General features: G+C 45.0%; 15 protein-coding genes and 1 tRNA gene. 9 read left to right on the top strand and 7 right to left on the bottom strand.

Going from position 1 to position 24,267, the window contains the following annotated elements:
- The first annotated feature begins 1 nt into the window (after position 1).
- Both ABDW02_RS14245 and ABDW02_RS14240 read left to right on the top strand, forming a co-directional pair.
- Positions 2-385, top strand: coding sequence for a hypothetical protein (locus ABDW02_RS14245; protein ID WP_343635550.1), 384 nt, complete (start codon positions 2-4; stop codon positions 383-385).
- A gap of 158 nt (positions 386-543) precedes the next feature.
- Positions 544-921 (top strand): hypothetical protein, encoded by a 378-nt coding sequence (locus ABDW02_RS14240; protein ID WP_343635548.1) that lies wholly within the window; start codon positions 544-546, stop codon positions 919-921.
- 71 nt (positions 922-992) lie between these two features.
- On the opposite strand, the gene ABDW02_RS14235 is transcribed toward ABDW02_RS14240, so the two are convergent.
- Positions 993-3,800, bottom strand: a complete 2,808-nt coding sequence (locus ABDW02_RS14235) for a prolyl oligopeptidase family serine peptidase (RefSeq protein WP_343635546.1) — start codon at positions 3,798-3,800, stop codon at positions 993-995.
- A gap of 70 nt (positions 3,801-3,870) precedes the next feature.
- On the opposite strand from ABDW02_RS14235, the gene ABDW02_RS14230 reads away from it, so the two are divergent.
- The 3 genes from ABDW02_RS14230 to ABDW02_RS14220 are packed head-to-tail and all read left to right on the top strand — an operon-like array spanning position 3,871 to position 8,866.
- On the top strand, positions 3,871-5,961 hold the full coding sequence (locus ABDW02_RS14230) for a tetratricopeptide repeat protein (protein ID WP_343635544.1): 2,091 nt from the start codon (positions 3,871-3,873) through the stop codon (positions 5,959-5,961).
- 5 nt (positions 5,962-5,966) lie between these two features.
- Positions 5,967-8,171, top strand: a complete 2,205-nt coding sequence (locus tag ABDW02_RS14225) for a family 20 glycosylhydrolase (protein WP_343635542.1) — start codon at positions 5,967-5,969, stop codon at positions 8,169-8,171.
- Complete coding sequence (locus tag ABDW02_RS14220) at positions 8,168-8,866, top strand: copper homeostasis protein CutC (RefSeq protein ID WP_343635540.1); 699 nt, start codon at positions 8,168-8,170, stop codon at positions 8,864-8,866. Before ABDW02_RS14225 ends, ABDW02_RS14220 begins: the two co-directional genes overlap by 4 nt.
- Before the next feature lie 117 nt (positions 8,867-8,983).
- Here ABDW02_RS14220 and ABDW02_RS14215 read toward each other — a convergent pair whose 3' ends face one another.
- From ABDW02_RS14215 to hutI, 6 genes are all read right to left on the bottom strand, one after another.
- The gene (locus tag ABDW02_RS14215; RefSeq protein ID WP_343635538.1) at positions 8,984-12,706 is read right to left on the bottom strand and encodes a reprolysin-like metallopeptidase; all 3,723 of its coding nucleotides are present in this window, start codon (positions 12,704-12,706) and stop codon (positions 8,984-8,986) included.
- Positions 12,707-12,783: 77 nt separating this feature from the next.
- Entirely contained in the window at positions 12,784-15,081 is a 2,298-nt protein-coding gene (locus ABDW02_RS14210) for a GH92 family glycosyl hydrolase (protein WP_343635536.1), read from the bottom strand.
- A 68-nt stretch (positions 15,082-15,149) separates the two neighbouring features.
- Complete coding sequence (locus ABDW02_RS14205; protein ID WP_343635534.1) at positions 15,150-15,920, bottom strand: AMP nucleosidase; 771 nt, start codon at positions 15,918-15,920, stop codon at positions 15,150-15,152.
- Positions 15,921-16,246: 326 nt separating this feature from the next.
- Entirely contained in the window at positions 16,247-17,368 is a 1,122-nt protein-coding gene (locus ABDW02_RS14200; RefSeq protein WP_343635532.1) for a DUF4143 domain-containing protein, read from the bottom strand.
- Positions 17,369-17,453: 85 nt separating this feature from the next.
- On the bottom strand, positions 17,454-18,668 hold the full coding sequence (locus ABDW02_RS14195; protein WP_343635530.1) for a TraB/GumN family protein: 1,215 nt from the start codon (positions 18,666-18,668) through the stop codon (positions 17,454-17,456).
- A 64-nt stretch (positions 18,669-18,732) separates the two neighbouring features.
- Positions 18,733-19,965: an imidazolonepropionase gene (gene hutI, locus ABDW02_RS14190; RefSeq protein ID WP_343635528.1), complete on the bottom strand. Its 1,233-nt coding sequence runs from the start codon at positions 19,963-19,965 to the stop codon at positions 18,733-18,735.
- 157 nt (positions 19,966-20,122) lie between these two features.
- Here hutI and ABDW02_RS14185 point away from each other — a divergent pair, with 157 nt between their 5' ends.
- From ABDW02_RS14185 to ABDW02_RS14170, 4 genes are all read left to right on the top strand, one after another.
- Complete coding sequence (locus ABDW02_RS14185; protein ID WP_343635526.1) at positions 20,123-22,192, top strand: CotH kinase family protein; 2,070 nt, start codon at positions 20,123-20,125, stop codon at positions 22,190-22,192.
- A 102-nt stretch (positions 22,193-22,294) separates the two neighbouring features.
- A tRNA-Leu gene (locus ABDW02_RS14180) sits at positions 22,295-22,379 on the top strand.
- A gap of 326 nt (positions 22,380-22,705) precedes the next feature.
- Entirely contained in the window at positions 22,706-23,176 is a 471-nt protein-coding gene (locus tag ABDW02_RS14175) for a TerB family tellurite resistance protein (RefSeq protein WP_343635524.1), read from the top strand.
- Between the two features lie 197 nt (positions 23,177-23,373).
- Positions 23,374-24,258, top strand: a complete 885-nt coding sequence (locus tag ABDW02_RS14170) for a hypothetical protein (RefSeq protein WP_343635522.1) — start codon at positions 23,374-23,376, stop codon at positions 24,256-24,258.
- The last annotated feature ends 9 nt before the right edge of the window (positions 24,259-24,267 follow it).

Here is a 24,267-nt window from a genome sequence, read left to right as displayed (position 1 = left end):
CATGAATACACTTATTAAAACAGCATTTTTCGGAGCACTTGTTTTGGGTATGGGTGTGGTCTTCTCATCTACAGGTTGTAGAAAGAAAAAAGACACGACTGCTTTAATTTACGTGCTGGATGCTAACAATTCACGCGTAGCAGGTGCGCAGGTTGTACTGAAAGGAGAATCAACCGTTCCGAATTCACCGCCGGTTGTTCTTTTTGATACAACTTTGAGCGATGCTTCAGGTGTTGCTTCTTTCAACTTCAATGATGTTTACCAATTGGGTCAGGCCGGTGTAGCGGTGCTGAATATCGAAGCAAGAAAAGATGCACTTACCGGTGAAGCGATCATCAAGATCGAAGAAGAAAAAGAAAACCAGGAAACGGTATTTATTCAGTAATTGCTGAATCTCAGATAAGATAACCCCGGCTTCACAAGAACGCCGGGGTTTTTTATTCACGCAAAATTCAAAAAGGAACATCCGCAACACGCTTTTATTCATTTCAAAAGCGCTAATCCCTATTTATAGTTGACATTGCAGTATTAAACCAGTTTGTTATGTTATCACGTTCAATGTTGATTTTGGGAATAGGTGCAGCAATCATCACTATCGGCTCTTGCCGCAAGAAAGAAGATACGATTGCAAAGATCTATGTGATGGATCAAAATAACAGTCGGGTAGCAGGTGCAACGGTGGAATTAATCGGGGAAGATACAGGAGGTTCCGGGAATCCCAATCACGGAGCAATCCGTGACCCGAAAGTAGCAACGACTAATGAGCAGGGTGAGGCCACATTCAATTACAACGATATCTATCAGTTGGGGCAGTGTGGCGTCGCCGTATTTAAAATAAAAGCAAGCTTGGGTGGTGCCGTGGGAAACGGCATCATCAAAGTTGAACAGGAAGAAACAACCGAGGAAACGGTGTTTATTTAGGCTTCGACTCCGCTCAGCCTGCTTATAATATTCTTTTAAAGGTCACTGAACGTAATCGAAGTGCCCTTTTTTTATTCCGTCAATTCATATTTGTAATTCTTCCCCTTCTGGATCGCAGGAATCCCCTCCTTCAACCACAATGGTTCCGGTTTATTCAACAGGTAATAATCGAAGAACTGGCGCATGCGGATGCTCAAATCCATCCTGTTTGCAGGTTTCATCAGGTTGTGGTCATCCCCGTTATAGTTCAGCAGCCAAACAGGTTTTTGCAATCGGCGTAAACCGGTATACAATTCAATTCCCTGGTACCACGGAACGGCGCCGTCTTCGTCGTTGTGCATGATCAGCAACGGTGTTTTCACTTTTGGCAGGCCGAATATCGGGCTGTTCTCCACGTACAATTCCGGTGAGTCCCAAATGGTTTTCCCGATGCGGCTCTGAGAGTGTTCGTACTGGAACTGGCGGCTGTACCCGGATCCCCAACGGATTCCACCGTAAGCGGAGAACATGTTCCCAACCGGTGCTCCGGCCATCGCAGCTGCAAAGCGATCGGTCATGGTGATTAATTGCGCTGTTTGGTAACCTCCCCAGCTTTGTCCCTGCAATCCCATTCGTTTGGAATCAATGTTCGGATACTTTTTCAAAACCGCATCCGTTCCGCTCAAAATACAATCATAAGCGCTGTTTGCAGGATGCCCTGCCGTATAGCGGATATTCGGGATGAAAACCACATAACCGGCAGAAGCGTATTCCGTCGGGAAAATAATCGAAGCGGTTGGTTTCGGAGCATAGTGATTGTGAATTTCATCCGAGTACATTTCGTAATAATAAACCAACAACGGGTATTCCTGGTTCGGATCAAAATTCTCCGGTTTATACACCAATCCCTCCAGCGGAATTCCGGAATAGCTGTTCCATTTGATCAATTCTACCGTAGACCAGTTGTATTGGCTTTGCTGCGGATTTGCTACCGAAATGCGGGAAATCTCATCACCTGGTTTCGTTGTGGCAAACAAATCCGGGAAATCACTGTTCGAAGAACGGTTGAAAATGATACGGTTGCTTTTCTTCGCCTTGATAAACCCGAAGTAATTGTGCCCGGAACCAGAGATCAGTTCGAAGGGAGCTTTACCGGCTGCTTCATTCACGCGGTACACATCCATCATTTTCGTTAGTTTGCTGAAACGTGTCAACACCAGGTTTTCCGGGTAAAAGTATACGGAATCGGCATTCAGGTTATAGAGCGAATAATTGTAATTCGTGTCCTGCTCCGAGCTTTGCAGATAGTTCGTGAAGGAACGCAGTTGTCTGGAAGCCACATCGTAAGTAAGAATGTCTTTTTCCGCCTGGACGAAAATCGTGCGGTCGTTTGGCCCCCAACCGATGATTCCCATCGGATCGTCCTCTTCGATCATTCCGTTCTTGTCTTCAAAGAAATTCCCATTCCAGCTGCAGGTAATGCATGCTTCCACCTGGGAATCCGTATCCATCAGGTAATATTCTTTCGTGCGCTGGTTCCAGAATACAAATTGCTTCCCATTCGGGGATAAATATCCTCTCGTATACACTTTCTCTCTTAATGCAGAAAGCTTTCCGTCAGAAACCCGGATCAGGTAGTAATTGGTCGGGTTCATGGTATTCCAGGTCTGGTAACGGTAAGCTTCATCGCAACTCGCTAAAATGTATTCTTGGTTGAAGCGTTCGGAAGCTTGCAGGTATAAACTGTCGTTTCCAAGTACAACTGCCTGTCCGGAATTCAGGTGATAAACGGCCAGGTTGGTCCGGCTCTGATCGCGTTTCAATTCCACCAATTGCTGTGGTTGCAGGCGCTTGTCTTTCCAGTGCCACAAATCCACTTTCGACTTTTCTGTTTCCAGCAACGTGTCTTTGAACGGTTTTTCCGGACGGTCAGCCACTCCGAAAAACACATCTGCATCGTTATTATTCAGATACGGTTTGAAATTGGAAGACAACACCTCGTTATTCTCAAACTGCATGGATGTATCGATCAATTGCTTAAACGCTTTTGTCTCCGGGTTGATCGTAAATAAGGACCAGCGTTTATTGGAAGCCGTATCCACCGTTGCCAGTCCAAGTAGTGTATTATTCTTCCCGGAGAACGTAATTCCTGCATATTCCGAAACGCGCTTTTGATCACTCCAGACTTCCTTTTTCGTGAAATCGTAGATTCCCAAACGCACCGAATCTTTCTTGAATTTCTCCTGCTGAATGAAAACAGCATACTTTCCGTCTTTACTCAATTCGAACTGTGTCACATGCCGGAAGCACTTCTTTTCTTTGGAAACAGGATCAATCAGGGTCAGTAATTTCCCGTCCGTTTTTACTTTTCCTTTCTTCTTCTCCCGTTTCGCTTCCTTTTTCGTTTCTTTTTTACTGAGATATCCTTTCGGCCATTCGTTCTTGTTGGAAACAAAAGCCAGTGCATTGCCTTTTTCAGAAAGCTTGAATTCCTTCAACTGGTCGTATTTCTTCAGCGAACCATTCGACAAGTACCAGATCCCCAAAGAATCTTTCGGCCATTTTTCCTTGTTCATCTTTGCAAGTTCCGCTTTACGCAGCGTGTCAAATCCCGGATGGATCTTAAAGACCACATAGCTGCCGTTTTCGTCTATTTTAGGCTCATATCCGCGAGCAACAGAATCTTTCTTCCCCGTTTCCAGGTTTACGAAATACAAAAAACCATCTCCACGATACGGCTTTATCGAATACACACTGAACTTTCCGTCCTGGGAAAGTTGTACATCACCCACTCTGTTCCAGGAATTGTAGACATCCGGTCCTAAAATTTTCTTCTGACCAAAAGCGTGCAACCCACAAAATACCGCAACCAAAACACTAAATCCAATCGATGCTTTCATGAAAACCAAGTAATTTTAAACGAATGGTTAAATATAAATACTTAATTTGTGACGCAAATAATAAAAACAGATGATCCTTCGAAAAGGAATAGTATTGGTGATTACATTACTTTGGGTGTTCCAATCCGATGCATTTTCTTACGAAATTCCTAAATCTGAGCTGGATATCCGGAACAATACCACCCCAAGACCGGCTTCACCTATCGAATTATTCAACCTCATTGACCCGGTAGAAAAGACAGATGTTACAGACGAGCCCGCAGGAAAAAAAATCTCCGGTTCCGATAAAAAATCAACTGCCGGCGACAGTATTGCCGTATTGAAATTATTAAATGCCGCCCAGCCAATTGCCCATTCCGACTATAAAAAAGCTTTCAAGCTCACCACGGAAGCCATGCAGATTGCAGAAGCAACGAAAGACAAAGAGCTCATCGGACGCGCGCAGAACACCATGGGGAATTTGTATTGGTTTTCGGGTGATTACACGCACGCTTCCGAATACTACATCGATGCACTGAAGAATTTCCAAAAGACCAAAAACAAGGCGCAAATTGCCGAATGTTACCGCAATATCGGGTGGATTTACCTCGGACAAAAGAAATACGAACTTTCCGAAGACTATTTACTCAAATCCCTGAATCTCAATATTAAAATTGACAACAAGAAACGCATCATTATCAATTACGATGATCTCGCGAACCTGTATCTGACTTCCGAACAATACGAGAAAGGTCTGAAAGCTTGTGAGAAATCGATTGCCCTGGCAAAAAAATACCGGTTTCCGGATGCCATCGGGACCATCCATATCACAACCGGCCTGCTCAATTATGAATTGAAACGTTTGTCTGAAGCTGAAAAGGAATACAATGACGGAATCGGCATCCTGGTAAAAGTTCCGAATGAATCCTATAACCTGTGCCTGGGTTATCTCGGTCTTGGAAAAGTGAAAAACGACCAGGGAAAATTATCCGAAGCACTGCCGCTTTTTGAAAAAGTGATCGCATTGGGAAAAGACCATAATTTTCCACCGGAACTGGCAGAAGGGTATTATCTGGCATCCAGGATCTACCGCGCTCAAAACAATCCCGGGAAAGCATATGATTACATGGAGCTTTATGCGGAAACCAATGATTCGGTGAATGCGCGCAATAACCGCGATTACATCCAGGAAATGGCAGCGAAACTGGAGTACGAACAAAACAAGCTACAGATCAAATCCCTGGAACAGGAACAAAAACTATCGGATGCACGTTTAGACCGCGAACGCAATTTCAAGATCTTCCTGATCGTCATTATTTTCTTCCTCTTCCTGTTTGGATTCTTCATTTACCGTTCCTTCCTGCGCAAAAAGAAGGACAATCAACTCATTGCAAAGGCTTACCAGGAAATTGAATCCAAGAACAAAGACATTTCCGACAGCATCGAATACGCGCTGCAAATCCAGCAGGCACGGCTTCCCCAGGTGGAAACCATCCAGCAATCATTCCCGGAGTTTTTCGTGATGTACCTTCCCCGCGATATCGTGAGCGGCGATTTTTACTGGTTCACCGAAACAGACAGCGGAAAGAAGATTTTTGCCGTTTCGGATTGTACCGGCCACGGAATTCCGGGCGCTTTTATGAGCATGATGGGAATTGACGGGCTGAATTATGCTATCCTGGAAAAACGCATTGAGAGCTCTTCCCAGATTCTCAATCATGTCAATAAATTCATCATTGAATCATTGAAACAGGACCTGGAAACCGTTAAGAACAAAGACGGGATGGATACGGCAATCTGTATTTTCGAGAAGGACTTGAGCAGCGTAAAATATGCCGGGGCCAACAGGCCGCTTTGGCTGATCCGCAATAAAGAACTGATCCAGTATGCTCCGGATAAAATGTCCATCGGCGGAAACAATTATTCCGACTTTGAATTCAATGAAATCACTATTCCGCTCCAAAAAGGAGATTCTATTTATTTATTCTCAGACGGATACCCCGACCAGTTTGGCGGCGAACGCAACAAAAAGTTCATGACCAAGAACCTGAAGCAATTATTGCTGGAAATTACCCACCTGTCGGCAAGAGAACAGGAGGCGATCCTGCAAACGAGCCTTCAGAACTGGAAAGGTTCTTTCCCTCAAATTGACGACATCATCCTCGTAGGAATTAAACTTTGATCTTTATGAAAATTACGCTTGTTGGTTTGTTGTTCTTTTTTACAACCCAATTATCAGCTCAGCACAGCCTCGTATTCCCACAGCCATCCAACGTGGAACAAACGGCAGATAAATTCGTGTTCAACGGCCGTTTACTGGTCGACAAAGCACAAATTCCCTCCGAACTGTTTCCCTATTTGCAGCAATTGTTCGGAAGACAATTCATCCACCTGGAATTGAGTTCAGCGAAGGATGCCACCATTCGCCTGAAGCAGATCCAGACCTTTGTGTATACCGAAGGGTACCAGCTTGCGGTAAACAATTCGGGGATCGATATTGAATACAGCAGTACGGAAAGTTTGCGGAATGCCTTTCAAACCCTGAACCAGCTGATTCAAAATCCGAAAGATATTGCCGGTGTCCGCATTTCCGATCAACCCACGTATGCTTACAGAGGTGTTCACCTGGATTGCAGCCGTCACTTTTTCTCCATCCGGGAACTGATGAAATTCATAGACCAGCTGGCAAAACTCAAGTTCAACCGGTTCCACTGGCATTTGACAGACGACCAGGGCTGGCGGATCGAGATTAAAAAATACCCGAAACTGACAAGCGTCGGAGCGTGGAGAGACAGTACACTGATCGGTCATTTCAGCAAGCAACCCGCAGAATGGGATCATACGAAATACGGTGGTTTTTACACGCAGGAAGAAGCGAAGATATTGGTGGAATATGCACGTATTCGCGGAATTGAAATCATCCCTGAAATAGAAATGCCCGGACATGCCAGTGCGGCTATTGCTGCATACCCGGAACTTAGCTGCACGGAAAAGCAGATTCCGGTAGTTGGTACCTGGGGCGTTTTCGACGATGTCTTCTGCAGCCAGGAGAAAACACGTTCATTCCTGAAAGATGTACTCGACGAAATCATCGACATTTTCCCTTCGCAGGTCATCCACATCGGCGGCGACGAATGCCCGAAGGTCAACTGGGAGAAATGCCCGAAATGTAAAGCGGTAATGACAGAAAATCACCTGAACAACAGCCATGAACTGCAGAGCTTTTTCATCCGCGACATCGAAAACTACGTGAACTCAAAAGGACGTACCATTATCGGTTGGGATGAAATCCTGGAAGGCGGGCTCGCTCCGAATGCGCAAGTGATGTCGTGGCAGGGAATGGAAGGCGGAATTGCAGCTGCCAAATTGAAACACCAGGTAGTCATGACTCCGACTTCCTATTGTTATTTTGATTATTACCAGAGCGGGCATCCTTCGGAGCCATTAGCAATCGGTGGGTATCTTCCTTTGGAGAAAGTCTATCAATTCGATCCGGTCAAAGGATTGGACGATGAATACAAACGCTACATTTTGGGCGGACAGGCTAATCTCTGGACGGAATACCTGCCCACTATCCAGGCTGTTGAATACAGTGCATTCCCAAGACTGGTTGCCATGGCGGAAGTGTTGTGGAATAAAAGCAAAGTTCCCTACGCGGATTTCGTGGAAGCATTGTCCGCAAACTACCTGGCACAGTTGCGCAACGACGGTGTGCGGTATTCCACTTCCTTCCTGGACCCGAAACTGGAGATCCGGCCTTCCCAAAAGGGTGTCGGCTTTGATTTGATCAAACCGGTAGAGGATGTTGTTTTTACCGTTAATAATGAAATCGTCACCGGGATCACTATCGGGCGGACGGATCAGGTGCAGGAACACCGTTTCATCGTTCATTCCAATATCGGCGACCAGGAATTGCGGGTATGCGACTATACCTTTACTTCGCACCTGGCCCTGGGAAAACGCATCCGCTTTGATACCGAACCGCATGAAAAATACAATCACAACGGTGATTTCGGGTTAACGGATGGCGTTGTAGGAAAGAAACCGTGGAAAGGAAACGAGTGGCTCGGATTCAATAATGACACGATCAGATTTACACTCGACCTGGAAGAACTGACTTCTTTCACCGCTATTCAAATCGAAACACTGAATGATCCGGGATCGTGGATCTATCGCCCGGAAAGGTTTGTCATTCAACTCAGCAAAGACGGCAGGAAATTCAAAACGGCTAAAAAATCGAAATTGACCGGCGACCTCATCCAATTGAAGAAAAAAATGAAAGCGCGTTACGTGAAGGTATCGATCTTCAATAAAGAATTGATTCCTCCCGGGCAAACCGGCGCAGGTTTTACACCGTGGACATTTATCAACGAAATTATTCTGACCAAATGAAAATAGAAATTTGTACAGGAACCCTGGAAGCTGCACGTATTGTCAGCAAACAACCGATAGACCGCATTGAAACCTGCATTGCACTGGAGCAAGGCGGACTCACGCCGTCGAAAGCCATGGTTTCCTGGATCCACAATACCTTTCACCTGGAACAGCATGCATTGATCCGCGTTCGCGCGGGCGGTTTCGTTTACAACTACGATGAGATCGTGGTGATGCGTGACCAGATCCTGGAACTGAAAGATTCAGGAATTACCGGTTTGGTTGTCGGAGCTTTAACGAAAGATTTCAAATTGAACCTGGAAGCACTTGAAACCTGGAAACGCACCGCTCCAAATGTCGATTTCACCTTTCACCGGGCCTTCGATCATGTAGCTGATTGGAAAACGGCAATGGACCAACTCATTAAACTGGGTTTTAAGCACATTTTAACCAGCGGTTCCGATCTGAGTGTCGCACATGGCATGCATCGCCTCAAAGAGCTTGTTTCGTATGCAAACGGACGCATTGAGATCATGGCCGGCGGCGGCGTGAGTGAAGAATTGATCCCCGAACTCAAAGCAACCGGAGTGGATGCCATTCATTTTTCCGGAACATCCAAAGTTACGGTCGAATCGGGAACGGCTTTCGAAGAAACATTGCTGCTTCCGGATGAGAACAAACTCACGGCTATTCTTGCCGCGATACAGGGCTAACCTACCAGGTTGATTGGAATTCGCGCTTTAACGAACCGCCGATCCTCAAAAGAGTTATATCAAACAAAAATCCCCGACACCTCACTGGTATCGGGGATTTCTTTATTCAGCTAATTATTAGTTCTTAATCAATTTGAAGGACTGAATTGACCCACCTACTTCAATATTCAGGAAGTAAACTCCCTGAGCTTCCGTAGAAATATCGAAGGTAATTCCGCTCGTTGTCTGCGGTTTCTCTTCGCGGATCAATCTTCCGGTCACATCGCGGATCACAAATGATTTCAGGTTCACTTCTTTGTTAAATGAAACCGTGATTTTTCCATTCGTAGGGTTCGGGTAAACCGAAACATCTTCAAAATTCAGATCGTCGATTCCCAGATTCGTGATGTTCACACACGCACTGGTATCCGTACAACCATTTCTGGTAACAATTACCGCATAGGATCCGTTTGCAGTTGCAATGTATGACTGACCATTCGCTCCTGAGATCGGTGTATTTGTCGTACAGTTGATCCACTGGTAAGTTGCAGTTCCCTGCGCAGAAGAGATCGTTGTTCCGGCAACTGTTGTATTCAGGTTCAATGTTGTTTGGGTAACCGCTACAGAAGTACAAGTTCCCCCGGTTACACAACCTCCTTCACCTCTTACAAAGTAAGTTCCCGCTGTGGAAACGTTGATGGATGTTCCTGAACCTACAGCCGTTCCGCCACAAGATCCGGAATACCATTGCCAGTTCGTTGCATCATTCAATGTTCCTGCAGTTACAGACAAAGTAGTTGATCCTCCCGGGCAAATTGTAGTTGACCCACCGATAGTTGCTGCAGTTGGTGGAGTACAAGGTGCTGCCGGAGTGTAACAAATCTGAAGTCCCCATGAACTCAAAGATCCTCCATCCTGGTTAACAGCATCCGAAATCGTTAAGGTCCATACTCCACTCATATTTTCACCATCAAAAGCACTTAGTAAATCCTGCGCCTGGTAAGTTCCGCCACCAACAGGAGGACAAGGCAGTGCTCCCGGAGCAGCTTCATCGTCGAAGTTTACATTGAAGTTATCTTCATCATCGCAGATTTGATCCCATAGAGTAACCACCGTTCCTGCCGGACTTGTCAACGTTACAGTGAGGTCATTGATCCAGGAATGCGTTCCCGCTAAATTCACTACATCCAGATCGTTGATCGTTCCTCCAGCTGCAATAGACAAAGTAGAAGTTACAGTCGGTGTTCCCGAAGCGGAAATGGTTACCGGTACGTTTGTAGCGTTAAACGTCATACAGGAAGCAGTCGTAAACGAGAATGTTGCAGATGCTGCAGGAGCAGAGCAGGAATTCAATGTTTCGACTTTCCAGTAATAAGTTGTTGCCGGACTTAACAAAGTGGCTGTATAGTTCGGAGAAGTTAATCCCGTTGCACTTTCTACAACTGTTGTGAATCCGGCATCTGAAGCGATAGTAATGTTATACTGAACACCAACACCCGGGTTTGTCCAGGTCATGTTCGGGCTCACAGGAACACTTGTTGCAGCGTTTGCCGGACTTGTTAAAGTAGCAGCAACTACACCGCTCGTAGAAATCAGAACCGTTCCGTTTGCAAAATGTGCTCCGGAAGTAGACGTTCCGTTTGCCGTTAAAGAATATGTTCCCGGAGTTGCTCCCGCTGTATTGGAAATCGTCATCGTAGCATTTGTTCCCGGAGTTGCAGGGTTCGGCGTAAATGTTACGGTTGTTCCTGCCGGGTTACCTGTTGCAGATAAAGTTACCGGATCTGAGTACGAACCGATTTGACCTACCACTACCGTAAATACGGCGTCAGTTCCCTGACAAGCCGATACTGTGGAGTTCTGGAAGTTCAGCGTATAATCGTTTGTTGCTGCTGTAATAGCGAATACATTGTTTGAAACGTCGAAGAATGTTCCGTTTTCACACATCACCATGATGATCGCAGTTGTTGTAGCAGTATTTGGTACGGTAATCACCTGCGATCCGTCATTCGGAACATCATTCGCAATTACGGAAAAAGTAGCCCCGCCGTCTGTAGAAATCATGACGTCTACATTTGCACAGGCAACCGGTGCAACGTTTGTATTGGCTACCGACCACGTTACTGTTTGTGTGGAGTTCCCCGGCCAGGAAATTCCTGAAGCTGTCGGGTAATTCACGATAAAAGGCCCTGCCGATGCTGTTGTTGTGATCACCAGATCAGCATGATCGTTACAACCACCGTTTGCTTCATTATCTCTGACCGTACAACGGAAGTTCATAGTTCTGCTTACCGTAGGAAGTACTTCCCAGGTAAACGGCCCGCCCGACATTAAGCTGGCAATCGAAGGGAAATAACGTGTTCCGCTGGTAGAAGGAGTTCTGGAACGGAAATTCGGCCCGTTGGTAGATGTTCCTACCGGTGGTTGCGTGGAGTTTTGGTTGTCCATCTGTTCCCAGCAGTAGGTCAATACGTCTCCGTCAGCGTCTGTTGCAGTTGCAGTCAATGCGAAAGGAGTGCTTGCAGGAATCGTTACTGATCCTACGGTTCCTGAAATTACCGGAGCACTTTGAGCAGGAATCGGAGTTGAAACAGCACATGAATTTCCACTTCCGTTGATGAAAATATGCATTTCGTTCATGTTTACTCCATGGAAATTGTCATCGGAATGTGGCTGAACATCCTGAGGAGAGCAAATTCCGGCATATGCCATGATCGAACTACCGGAACCCGGTTCCATAGCAGTAGGACCGTTTGCATTTCCGCTGCATGAACCAGCATTTCCTCTGAAACTATGGTTTCCTGAAAATTCGTGACCCATTTCGTGTGCCACATAGTCAATATCAAATGCATCACCTACGGGAGCACCGGAACCGGTAACACCACTCGCCTTTTGGCCGGAGTTACAAACGACTCCCAAACCTGCCAAACCTCCGGAATTCGTTCCGAATACGTGACCGATATCGTAGTTCGCAGAACCGATTACCGATGTTACATTCGTTTGATTCTGATTGATCATGGAACCCGGGTTCCCGTTGGTATAAGGATCTGTCGATGCGTTCGTATAGATCAACAAGTTGTTGTTCGGGATAATGGTCAGTGTAACTGCCAGATCACGCATGTAAACACCATTTACGCGGTTCATCGTTGTTACCTGTGCAGCTTGTGCCAACGCAACGGTTCCACCCTGGAAGGTCGTGTATTCGGCAGTAGCAGCCAAAGCCAGGCGGTAAGTACGTTTGGTACAGTTCCCGAAACTTTTTACAATTCCGTCATTTGCACCTTTGATTTCCGTACCAAGCTCTGCTTCTACCTGACATGTAAATACTTTGTCCGTTGTATAATCTGCCCTGGAATAAACCACGTAATGTTCGATATCGCCTCCTCCAAAGGAATACGGATCAATAAACACAGTCGATTTTCCCGGAATCAAAGTCATCGCATGGAAACCTTGTGGAGTCAGGTCAAACTTCACTACTTCTCCCGAATTGTCCATCGCTATACCATCATAGGAACGGATTTCAGGAAATTGTGCAGCCAATCCCGGAGACATTGTTTCGTTTTCATGGACCTGATAAGACCCGACCGTACCATCCGGTTTCGGAAGTTCAATAAAAACCGGGATGTAATTCGGATCATCTATGCGCTTAGCCTGCGACAAAACCTGGTGCATTTTGGAAACATCCAGTTTAAAGGTTAAGAATTTCGTCGGCTTGATGTAGCGCGTACCGCTTGGAGCGATTTCGCTTTCCGAGATCATTTTCCAGGTACCTTTTGGCAGCTTGTTAGCTTGTGAGAAAGCCACAGAACACAGAGATACGCCAAGGAAAAATACGCCGGAGAGTAGTATTCTTCTTTTCATAAGAGAGTAATTTTGAGCTCTGAATTTACGATTTAAATCGGTACCTCAAATCACTTTTAACACAGAAGATTGAATTCTCAAAATGTCTTTGCCGGCTTATTGGTCATTTCAAACACCAGTTTACCACCGTTTTTAATGTGCTGGTAACTCAGCTTAAAGTCTTTTAGTTTAACTCCGTTCCAGTAAACAGACTTCACATAAGTATTCTTTTCACTTTGGTTCTTAGCCGTGATGTCAATTACCGAACCGTTCTCCAGGTTGATCTTTGCACTCTTTACCAGCGGACTTCCCAGGATGTATTCATCCGAACCCGGGCAAACGGGATAAAATCCGAGTGAACTGAAAATGTACCACGCACTCATCTGACCGCAATCGTCGTTTCCGCTCAGACCGTCAATTTTGGCAACGTACTTCGTTCTCAATACCTGGCGGATGTATTTCTGGGTCAAATCCGGTCTTCCTACCCAGTTAAACAGGTAAATGACGTGGTGGGAAGGTTCGTTTCCATGAACGTAAGAACCCATAATTCCTTCCCGCGTAATGTCTTCCGTGTGTTCGAAGTACCTATCCGCCAATTGCATGGTAAACAAGGAATCGAGGTGCGAAGCAAACTGTTTTTTGCCACCCATCAGAGCAATCATCGAGTCAACCTGGTGTGGAACATACAAACTGTAATTCCAGGCATTTCCTTCGATATAACCTGCCTGGTGTGTTTCCAGCGCATCGAATTTCTCAATGAATTTACCAGAGCTCAATTTTGCACGCATAAACCCGGAAGACGCATCGAAAACATGCTTATAATTGCTACTTCTTTTTGAGAACTCTTCGTAAATATCCATGCGTTTCAGGCCGAGCGCCAATTGTGCAATGCACCAGTCGTCATACGCATATTCGAGGGTTTTGGAAACCGAACTTCCACTTTTATCTTCCGCTACATATCCCAGATCGATATACGAATCAATTCCCTCAAAATAACGGGTGCGCGCAGTTTGAACACACGCATCCAGGGCCTGGTCGTAATCAATTCCCTGCAATCCTTTGTTGTATGCATCCGAAATAACAGAAACGGAATGATAACCGATCATGCACCAGTTTTCATTGGCATAATGCGACCAGACCGGCAGCATCTTTTCGGCACTTTGTTTTTGATGAGCGATCATGGAATTAACCATGTTGGCATTTCGCTTGCGCTGCACCAGGTTGAACAAAGGATGTAGCGCCCTGTAAGTATCCCAAAGCGAGAAGGTGGTGTAATTGACCGCTTGCCGGTCCTTATTGTACCAATTCGCAAAATCCAAACCGCGGTACTGCCCGTTGTAATCCTGGTAAACCGTAGGACCCAAACACGTATGGTAGACCGCCGTATAGAAATTCGTCAAATCGGCTTCATCAACCATTTGAACGTCAAACTTATTCAATTCCTGTTCCCAGGAAGTTTCTCCGGCTTTCACATATCCGTCAAAATTCCAGTCCGGGGCTTCGCGCTCCATATTTTCAACGGCACCTTCCATACTTACGGAAGACAAAGCAACTTTCATCAGAAGCTCTTTCGAAGCATCCAGGTCAAAGTCAAAAAAGGCTCTCAATTGCGCGGCCGACATTTCCGGGAAATTATCTTTCAGGTTGAACTTGCGCCAGAATCCCTGGTACACTTTTTTCGACTGGAAATCATCGTAACCGTAGGATTTGATCGGTTTGGAAAATTCGATCGCAAAATAGACTGTCCGGTTACGTGCCCAACCGGAAGTTTGGCGGAAACCGATCAAATGGTAAGCATCTATCACACGAACGTAAGTATTTACGTTCTTCCCGTTATAGTTGTAAATGCCTGAAACAAGGTCGAGGATAATGTGTGCCGAATCTGTATTTGAAAACGAGTATTTATGAATCCCCACGCGGGTGGTCGTCGTCAATTCCGCTTTGATTTTGTGATCATTCAACAACACGGAATAATAGTTCGGACTTGCTTTTTCATTTTCATGACTGTAAGCAGACCGAAAACCACTCTTCGGATTGGAAGCTGTTCCGGGATTCAACTGTAATTTCCCACTCGTGGGCATTATCAGGATATCGCCCAGGTCCGAATGGCCCGTGCCGCTGAAGTGCGTGTGACTGAATCCAACAATCGTAGGATCTTCGTACTGATAACCGGCGCAGTATTTATAGACATCCGGATTGTATTTCCCGTCAACGGAGTAAGAAAGTGTATCCGTATCCGGGCTCAACTGCACCGATCCGAAAGGAACTGTTGCACCGGGAAAAGTATGTCCCATTTTGGAAGTTCCGATCAACGGGTTAACGTATTTCAATTTGCTTTGAGCTGAAACAGAACCTGCAAAAAGAAGGATTCCAACAGTTAGAAGAGAGAAACGCATGGATTCGATTTTTACGAATATACCAATTGTTTCCCGCAGAGGAGCGCAGAAGAACACAGATTTTTTTACTAGAAGCGCAAGTGTTTCACGGTATGTCCGTTATTGATCAACTGTTTCAGGGAATCAATCCCGATCATCAGGTGTTTATCCACAAATCCAGCGGTTACTTTCGAATCGCTTTCGCTGGTTTTCACTCCTTCCGGTGTCATCGGCTGATCGCTGACCAAAAGCAATGCACCAGTCGGAATCTTATTGGCGAACCCGACCATGAAGATCGTAGCCGTTTCCATATCGATCGCCATTGCACGAATGCTGCTCAGGTATTCCTTGAACTTATCATCGTGTTCCCAAACTCTGCGGTTGGTTGTATAGCAGGTTCCTGTCCAATAGTCGAAACCGGCATCACGGATCGTGGTAGAAATCGCTTTTTGCAAGGCAAAGGCAGGTAGTGCAGGCACTTCCGTTGGGAAATAGTCATTACTCGTTCCTTCTCCGCGAATAGCTGCAATCGGCAGGATCAGATCCCCGACTTCACTTTTGTTTTTCAGACCACCACATTTTCCCAGGAAAAGGACCGCTTTGGGTTTGATCGCCGACAATAAGTCCATGACCGTTGCAGCAGAAGCACTTCCCATCCCGAAATTGATAATGGTAATTCCATGAGCCGTTGCGCATTGCATGGGTTTGTTTTTACCAATGATATCCACCTCGTACATATCCGCAAATTTTTCCACGTAATTCAGGAAATTGCAGATAAGAATGTATTCTCCGAAATTTTTTAATTCCTCTCCGGTATAACGGGGAAGCCAGTTGTTTACGATTTCTGATTTTGTTTTCATTGTGATCTGTGTTTGGTGAAAATAACGAAGAAATTCGAGATCACTGTGTTATTTTTTGGTGAAAATGCCGCTAAAACGATATTAGCGGGTTATTGGTTGTTTCACTGCGCTCACGGTTTTTTAAACCATGAGGGACAAGAGGAGCACAAAGCTTATTTTTTAATCAAAATGCATAAAAACCTTCGTGATGCGCATGCAAAGTGGTGAACTATCTCGTTTCGCTGCGCTCACGTTTTTAAACTACAGGAACACGAAGAGCCCGAGGTTTATGTTTTTTAAACATATAGATAAAAAATCCTCGTGTGCCTGGTGTGCTTCGTGGTGCACTACTTTCGCAGGAACGTCCAGAAGGTTTTCTTCGTAATTCCTGTTACTTTGATCTGCGGATATAACTCACTGAACGAAGCCGGAATTTTGATTTTCTTCGAATCATCCCAACTCATTTTTGCACCGAAAGCTTCACCGTCCGTAATTTCCAGGTAATCAACCTCTTGTTTGGTATGCGTGAGCCAGAAAAACACTTCCGGTTTTCTTCCTGCATATTCATTGGCCTTGAAGCGTTCGCTGATCACAAAATTCTTCCACAACTCTTCTACATCATTCCGGAATTCCAATGGTTGAAACGCCCGGATCAGGGCATTCCGGATTCCATTATCGAGGAAATAAACCACGTGGCTTTTTTTCAATTCGTAGCGGTGTCCGTTGTTGTAAGATGAGATCAGGACCAATAAATTGGCTTTCGCGAATAACTTCACGTATCGTTCCACGGTTTCATTATCCAGTCCGCACTTTTTACCCAGGTCGTTGAAGCTAATCACTTTTCCGATATTGAAGGCCAGATGACGCAATAACTTAATCAGGTTTTCTTTTTTATTGATGCGCTCGGAAGCACCCAATTGCGTAAAAATACTCGATTCGATAATCTCGGAGATCAGTTTTTCGGCTTGTTCTTCCTCCGCCACTACTTCCGGATAATACCCGTAGATCAGGCGCTGCTCCAGGGATTTATCTTCCTGAACCAAGCCATGGAATTTGGCACTTTCCGGGTACGACAGCGGGAATAAATTCAATTCCAGGCCTTGTTCACGCAGTGCTTCCCACAAATCTTCGTGCAAATCCGGTTCGAAAGAACAAAGCAGTAACACGTTCTCCAGGGAATCCTGTTCAATAGCAAAATCGATATATTCCTGCAGGTTTTCCAGCAATTGTGCATCGCGGATAATGACTACTTTTTTATCCTGACTGAAAGCTTTCAACTCTTTCAGGTCATTCATGGCTTTCCGTTCTTTTTTATTCGAACAGTCAATGATGCCGGTGTTGGGATCTTCCAAATTGAAAAGCCGGGAAACAAGTGTTAACCTTCCGGTTCTGCGCGCTCCTTTCAGAACAACGATTTTACTTTCTTCGCATTTTTGACGCAGGACCGGTTCAAGTATTCTTTCAATCATGATTCACAATTAGTGAATCGAAATTACTCCTATCCGATAAATTCATTTGAAGGTTGCGAAAAATGAATAAACAACTGCTTGTTGGTTACTCCTTTTCTGTCAGAATTTCAAACTTTTGGAAGAATTTCAGGGGGCGGTCGGAATGCATGAATTTGTTTCCGCCGTAACAGATCAGTTCGTAACAGACATCTCCAAACTGGATGAAGCGTTTCCACTGATACCCTTTGATCGGGTCGAGAACCAGGCCTTCGATTCCTTTTGCCCCGTCGTCCAATATAAATTCTTTGGTTTGTGCAATGTCGTTTTCCAGGAAGTTATAGCGGTGATCATCCAAATAATCGGAAGATCCGTGAATGAGTAATTCGAACGTATTTCCCTGTCCCAACTCCTGGTAAATGTAATGTTCTTTATTATCGTCTGTAAGCTTGGTCGGTTTCCCGCCAAAAGTCATCCGGAAGGAATTTTCTTCATCTGTGACCGCGTAAGTTCTCCAGGATTGAACCAATTTTTTGGCTGTTGCCGTTGTATTGTCGTAAGTGGCTTTGACCGCACGAACCTGGAATCCTTTCTGTCTCAATAATTGCAGCACACCATCTGTTCCGTACAAATGTCCTGAGCCGATTGCACAAAAAACGGTTCGTTTGCGCATCAGGGTATCCAGTCCTTTCACCATGATCTGGTTTCGCTTGGTGATCAATTCATCATATGCTTCCGGTGAACTTTTAAATTGTGCTTTCAGCATGTTGGTCAGCGAAGCAATATCACCGTTGATATACGTTTGAATAAACGCCTCTTTGGTAAAGAATAACCCGTTGATTGCCGCTCTCGTATTGAACAATTCCGGGTTTTCCGCCAATTTTAACTGATCCTGGACGGTTTCCAGCTGATAAAATCCTTTGCCCCCGCAATAGCCGGTTTGCTGAAAATAAGCATCCAGGAATTGCGGCCTTCCGTCTTCCGACCCGTAAACAGTTTGTGTCGCCTTTTTGGAACTTGCAAAAGAACGTTTCTTATCGAACAGGTCAAAATTGAAGAGATTCAGGCGCACATCGTACTGGTCGTAGATTTGGGTAACGTCTGTTTCCAGCACCACTGCATCCACACTGGCAAAAGCACTGTACAACGAATCCGGGAAATTGAACAAACGCGGATCATTGGAATGCATACTCCCGAAAATATAACTGATTTTCTTCGTCCGCGGTGCTTTGACTTCCCACAATAGCTGGTACTCTTTCTCCCCTTCCTGGCCCAGGGCCTGAAAGCAGTTCAGCAGAAAAAGCAAGCATCCGATTTTGTACATAGCGCTAAGATCCAAAAAAACAATTATCCGTTTGTTTCCAGTAAGTTAAACAAAGCCAAAGTTACTAAAAAATGAGTCGCTCTACATGATTTTCTCCGAATGCATAGGGAATATATGCCAGAGAATCTATCGGTTTTGTTAAAATGACCGGTGTAGACTTTCCAAGTGAGATCGTTCCGTGCGATTTGGACAATCCCATCGCGTAGGCTGCGTTGATCGTCAAAGCGTTCAGTGCTTCTTCTGGAGTGAGACGCATTTTCACGCATGCCAGCGAAAAAATCTGCTGCATATTGTCGCACGGAGTCGTTCCCGGATTGTAATCCGTAGCCAGCGCAACGGGTAATCTTTCCTGGATAAATTTACGTGCATTTCCGTACGGAATACTGATAAAATGGGAACATCCCGGGAGGAAAGTCGGCATACAGCCGCTTCCTTTGAGCACTTCAATATCTTCGTCATTCGATTCTTCGAGGTGGTCTACGGAAAGTGCTCCCAATTCCACGGCAGCTTTTACTCCGCCCATAATGGAGAATTGGTTCACGTGCACTTTCGGGATCAACCCCACTTTTTTTCCCTCGGAAAGGATGTATTGCATTTCTTCTACGGAAAAATAATTGCGCTCACAGAACACATCGATGTAATCTGCCAATCCTTCTTTTGCAATCAGCGGAAGCATTTCATGAACGATCAAATCGATATATGCCTGGTGATTTTCCTTGAATTCCTTTGGAAAAGCATGCGCCCCGAGAAAAGTCGCTTTGATGGCAATTCCTGCTTCTTCCTTCAAACGTTTGATCACCCGCAGGATTTTCAGTTCTGCTTCAACAGAAAGCCCGTACCCGGATTTGATTTCAACAGCTCCGGTTCCGTTTACTTTCATTTTATTGACGCGTTTCAAAGCTTCCTGAAACAATTCCTCTTCCGAAAGTTCGCCCAGTCTGCGCGCAGAATTCAAAATTCCGCCCCCTTTCAAAGCAATTTCTTCGTAAGTAAGTCCGTTGATCCGGTCTACGAATTCTTCTTCACGTGTCCGGGCAAATACCGTATGGGTATGCGGATCACAAAAAGCAGGCATCACACTCTGGCCCTCCGCATCGATCACTTCCACACCACGCCAGTCGGTAATTCCTTCCCAATCTTCCATGGAACCGTAAGCCATAATAATTCCGTCTTCCAACGCCAAAAATGCATTTTTGATAGTTGGAACATGTTTCATCGCGTCGCCGCAGATCATTTCCGGAAAGTCTTCTCCCGCCTGGTAAAGTGTATGAATATTTTTGATCAGGATCTTTGCCATTTAAATCGTTTTTTTCAAGTCCCAAATTTACGAAAGAAACGCTAACTGGTAGGGGCGAAAAATTTTGCGCCTCTACCAAACACCGATCTGTTAAAATTCAATATTAAGAAATCATTAACCCAATTTTAACTACATTCGTTATTGAACTACGAAAAACATGAAAAAAACGCTCCTCGGCTTATTTCTAAGCATCTCTTATTCTGTATTTTGTCAAACATTCACAGGTGGCGGCGGACCGATCAATGACAATGCAACAATTGACATTCCCGTAACGGTTTCGGGGCTTCCTACGACTATCGATACTTCGAATTTCGGTTTGGAAACCGTTTGTATCAACCTCACGCATACGTGGGATGCCGATCTGACGGTTTGGATCGTTGCTCCTGACGGAACAGTCGGTTTGTTGTTTTCAAATACGGGAGGCGGTGACGACAATTTCACCAATACCTGCCTGAATACGGATGCTCCCACCAGTTTATCTTCCGGAACGGCCCCTTTTACAGGAACCTTTAAACCTTCCGGGCAAATGGGATTGGTCAACAACGGACAAAACCCGAACGGAAGCTGGAAATTGCGTGTAAACGACAATTACGGTGCCGACCAGGGAAATGTTATTTCCTTTTCCATTACCTTCGGGAACAATCCTGCGGGCTATTTTTCCTTTACCTCATCGCTTCTGCCGATTGTGGAAATTAATACGAACGGAAACATCATCCAAAACGATCCGAAAGTGATGGCTGACATGAAAATCCGGTTCAACGGCCAGGGTGTACGCAATTACATGACAGACGCCCCGAACGACTACAACGGAAAAATCGGCATTGAGTACCGCGGTAATTATTCGCTGTCGCTTCCGCAAAAACCATATGCTTTTGAGACATGGGACGTAAACGGAAACGCGATCGATTCCTCTTTGCTGGGCATGCCAGCCGAAAGTGATTGGGTTTTACTGGCCAATTACAACGACAAATCCTTTGCACGAAACATTCTTCCCTTTCACCTTTTCGATTCGATGGGAAATTACGCCACGCGCATGCGTTTGGTAGATGTTGTTCTGAATGGGGAATACCAGGGAATTTACCTGTTGGGAGAAAAGATCAAACGGGATAATAACCGGGTGGATGTCAATAAACTCGAACCGGCGGAAATTACCGGAATCGATTTGACGGGCGGTTACATTTTGAAAATTGATTACTGGGACAACACCAATTCCTGGCAATTGAGCCACAGTCCGATCGGTTATCCGGGACTGGACATCCACATGGTTTACGTGTATCCGAAACCGGATGAAATCGTTCTTCAGCAAAAAACATACATTCAAACGTTCATTGACGATTACGAAAATGCTTTATACGGCTCCAATTTCACCCACCCGAGTCTGGGTTACCGTGCTTTCATCGATGTTCCTTCCTTCATCGATTATTTCATTGTGAATGAAGTGTGCCGAAACGGCGACGGATTCAAAAAAAGCCGCTATTTCTCGAAAGACCAGGATAAAGCCGACGGAACAGTCAAGAAATTGAAGGCTGGTCCGGTTTGGGATTTCGACTGGGCGGAAAAAGACATGTGGAGCGGATCTGAAGACGGGTCGCAGTTCATCTACGATCAGTGTGATCAGGATGTGAACGCACCGGGATGGTATATCCGTTTGTTGCAAGACACTTTGTTCGCTAACGAATTACGTTGCCGCTACGACGATTTGCGCAGAAGTATTCTGAAAGAATCCTACATTGACGGAAAAATTGATTCGGTGGCTCAGACTGTCAATGAAAGCCAGGTTTGGCATTACCAGACGTGGGGACACTTGGGAAGCCCAACCGGAACGCCGGAAGTTCAGGCTCCAAGTCAAACGTATGCGGAAGAAGTGCAGCGTTTGAAAGACTGGTTTCACCGGAGATTGATATGGCTCGATGCAAATATGCCGGGAACGTTGAACGGGTGTAGCATGATGGGAATCCAGGATTTGGTAAATACCAATAAGATCACCGCTTATCCGAACCCATTCTCATCAATCATTACGGTTGAATGGACACAGGGAGACTTGACAGGAGCGAAATTAGCTATCCGCGACGGATCGGGAAGACTTATTAAAACACAGGAAATTTCCAGTGATGCCGCTTACGATCAATCACTAACAATCAGTGATTTACAGGATCTGTCAAGCGGTGTTTATTTTATCGAATTGGTAAAGGGAGACGAGCGCGCGATGCTGAAGATTATTAAATAAGCAGGATTTTTTCAGATATACTTGCTGAATTGAAATAATTCCTTATTTTTGCACCCGCTTACAATGGTAAGTGACGCTGTCAGTCGGACAGCAAATTGAAATGCCTCGGTGGCGGAACTGGTAGACGCGCTGGATTCAAAATCCTGTACTTTCGGGTGTGCCGGTTCGATTCCGGCCCGAGGTACCAATAAAAAAGCTGATGATTTTTTCATCGGCTTTTTTATTGCCCTCTTCTCTCACACGCTTCTTCACTCTTATCAATTTCTCTTCATCAGCTTTTTTACAGTGTGAGTGTGAGAACTGAATGTAAAGATCTCTCTAAATTAGTAAGAACAGATCTGCACAGCCCTATTTTTTTGTCCTCATTCCGCTTCTCCTTCTTCTTTTGCGAGCCGTTATTTTCTGAGAGAGATCAATAACTTTCCCAAACCGGGTTTTTACTTTCCGAAACTACCCGTTCTACTGATTGCAATAATCTACTTTTAGCGCATTATTAATTATAAACTATTTACTATGGGACTTTTTGATAAATTATTCAATTCCAATTCTTCAGCTTCAACGGTTTCTTACTCTCCTAAAAACGAACAGGAAGCCTGGGTTGCCATTATGTACTCCTGTATGGCGACTGACGGGGATGTTTCAGAAATTGAAATTGACAAACTACTAAACTTTCTCGTCTTCAAGACTATGTTCAACGGACACAACGTTGTTGAAGATCTTTACAAACCTGCCATGCTAGCGCAAAAACAAATCGGAAGTAAAGAAGTAATAGACAGCAGCGTTTCTTTGATCAAAGACGAAAGCAAGCCGACGCTATTTGCATTGGTAATGGAAATTCTTTTAGCTGATGGTGTTTTAGGTTCGGATGAGCAAGAAATTGCCGAGTACCTTACAAATGCTCTCAACTTAAATCCGGAGACGGCTCAAAAAATCGTGGAAGTAATGCTGATAAAGAATCAGGGAAATTTTGTTGTAGTGGGTTAGTCATTCTTTTAACAACCGTTGATGTCCTCCAAAAGTTCGATTTCCTTCCGTACCGATGTAACACGAAGTTGAAAAGCCTTCGGAAATTTCCAGAGGCTTTTTTCGTTTCCAGACTTTTTCAAAAACAGATAAAAATACCCTTGTTATTCAACGGCAACTTTGTTATTTTCGAAGCCGAAACCATTATTCACTACAACATGAAACCAATCTTTACTTTTGTTACGCTGGTTCTTGCGTTTACAACTTTCGGGCAAGACACTACCCATCTGGGAAAATCTTTTGTAATGAGCCAAAACTATAAGGCTCGTGAATGCAACGCCGTGGGGGAACCGATTCCCGGAGACACAAATAGCTGCATTCTTTTAATGGGTTTTCTACTTCGCGTAGAAGCCATAACCGGGTCCAATTATGTCATTCACATCGCTGAGTTTTCACATTCCAAAGAACTGAACGAAAAATTTGTCAGGAAAACCGCTCTTTACCCAACCGGCGAAGAGAATAAACACGGTAAAAATGCCAACTCATCCAATTTGCCTGAACCAACGGAACACGAACTCAAAGTTTACTTCCTTATTCCCATCAATCAATTCAACTTTTTGACTGACCCTCAAATACCTGTTCAGTCCCGGCATACTTTTACCGCAGGAATCCCGACCATTCCGGCCAAATTGCGTTTCGGGAATGGTGGCACGGGGAATGATCCGCGTTATTTCCGCTTTGAAGGGAATATCAGCCTCGGTTTATCCGCAGGATGGAAATATTCCTTCGGGAAAGGCTCTACCAAATACGCCATGAACCTGCTCACGGGATTTACCGTTGCTTCGGTGCCGGTCGACAGCATTACTACCCGGGGAAAAGTCAATTCTTCCACTACCTGTGCGTCATTCTCCCCGCATTTCGGGTTGGTTTTCGATGTAGACAAAGTTCAATTTGGACTTTACACCGGATTGGATTTCCTGTATGGAGAACCGAACAAATATTGGGTTTACCGGAATCAACCGTGGTTGGGAATCGGGATCGGTTATAGTTTATTCCAGGTCGGCGGCCAATCTGCAAATACCAAGAACACCAAGCCGGATTGACAGTCGGAG

Origin of the sequence: Fluviicola sp., from assembly GCF_039596395.1 — a bacterium.
Taxonomy (GTDB): domain Bacteria; phylum Bacteroidota; class Bacteroidia; order Flavobacteriales_D; family Crocinitomicaceae; genus Fluviicola.
The sequence above is the reverse complement of the archived record's forward strand: the minus strand, read 5'-3'. Positions and strand labels throughout refer to the sequence as shown.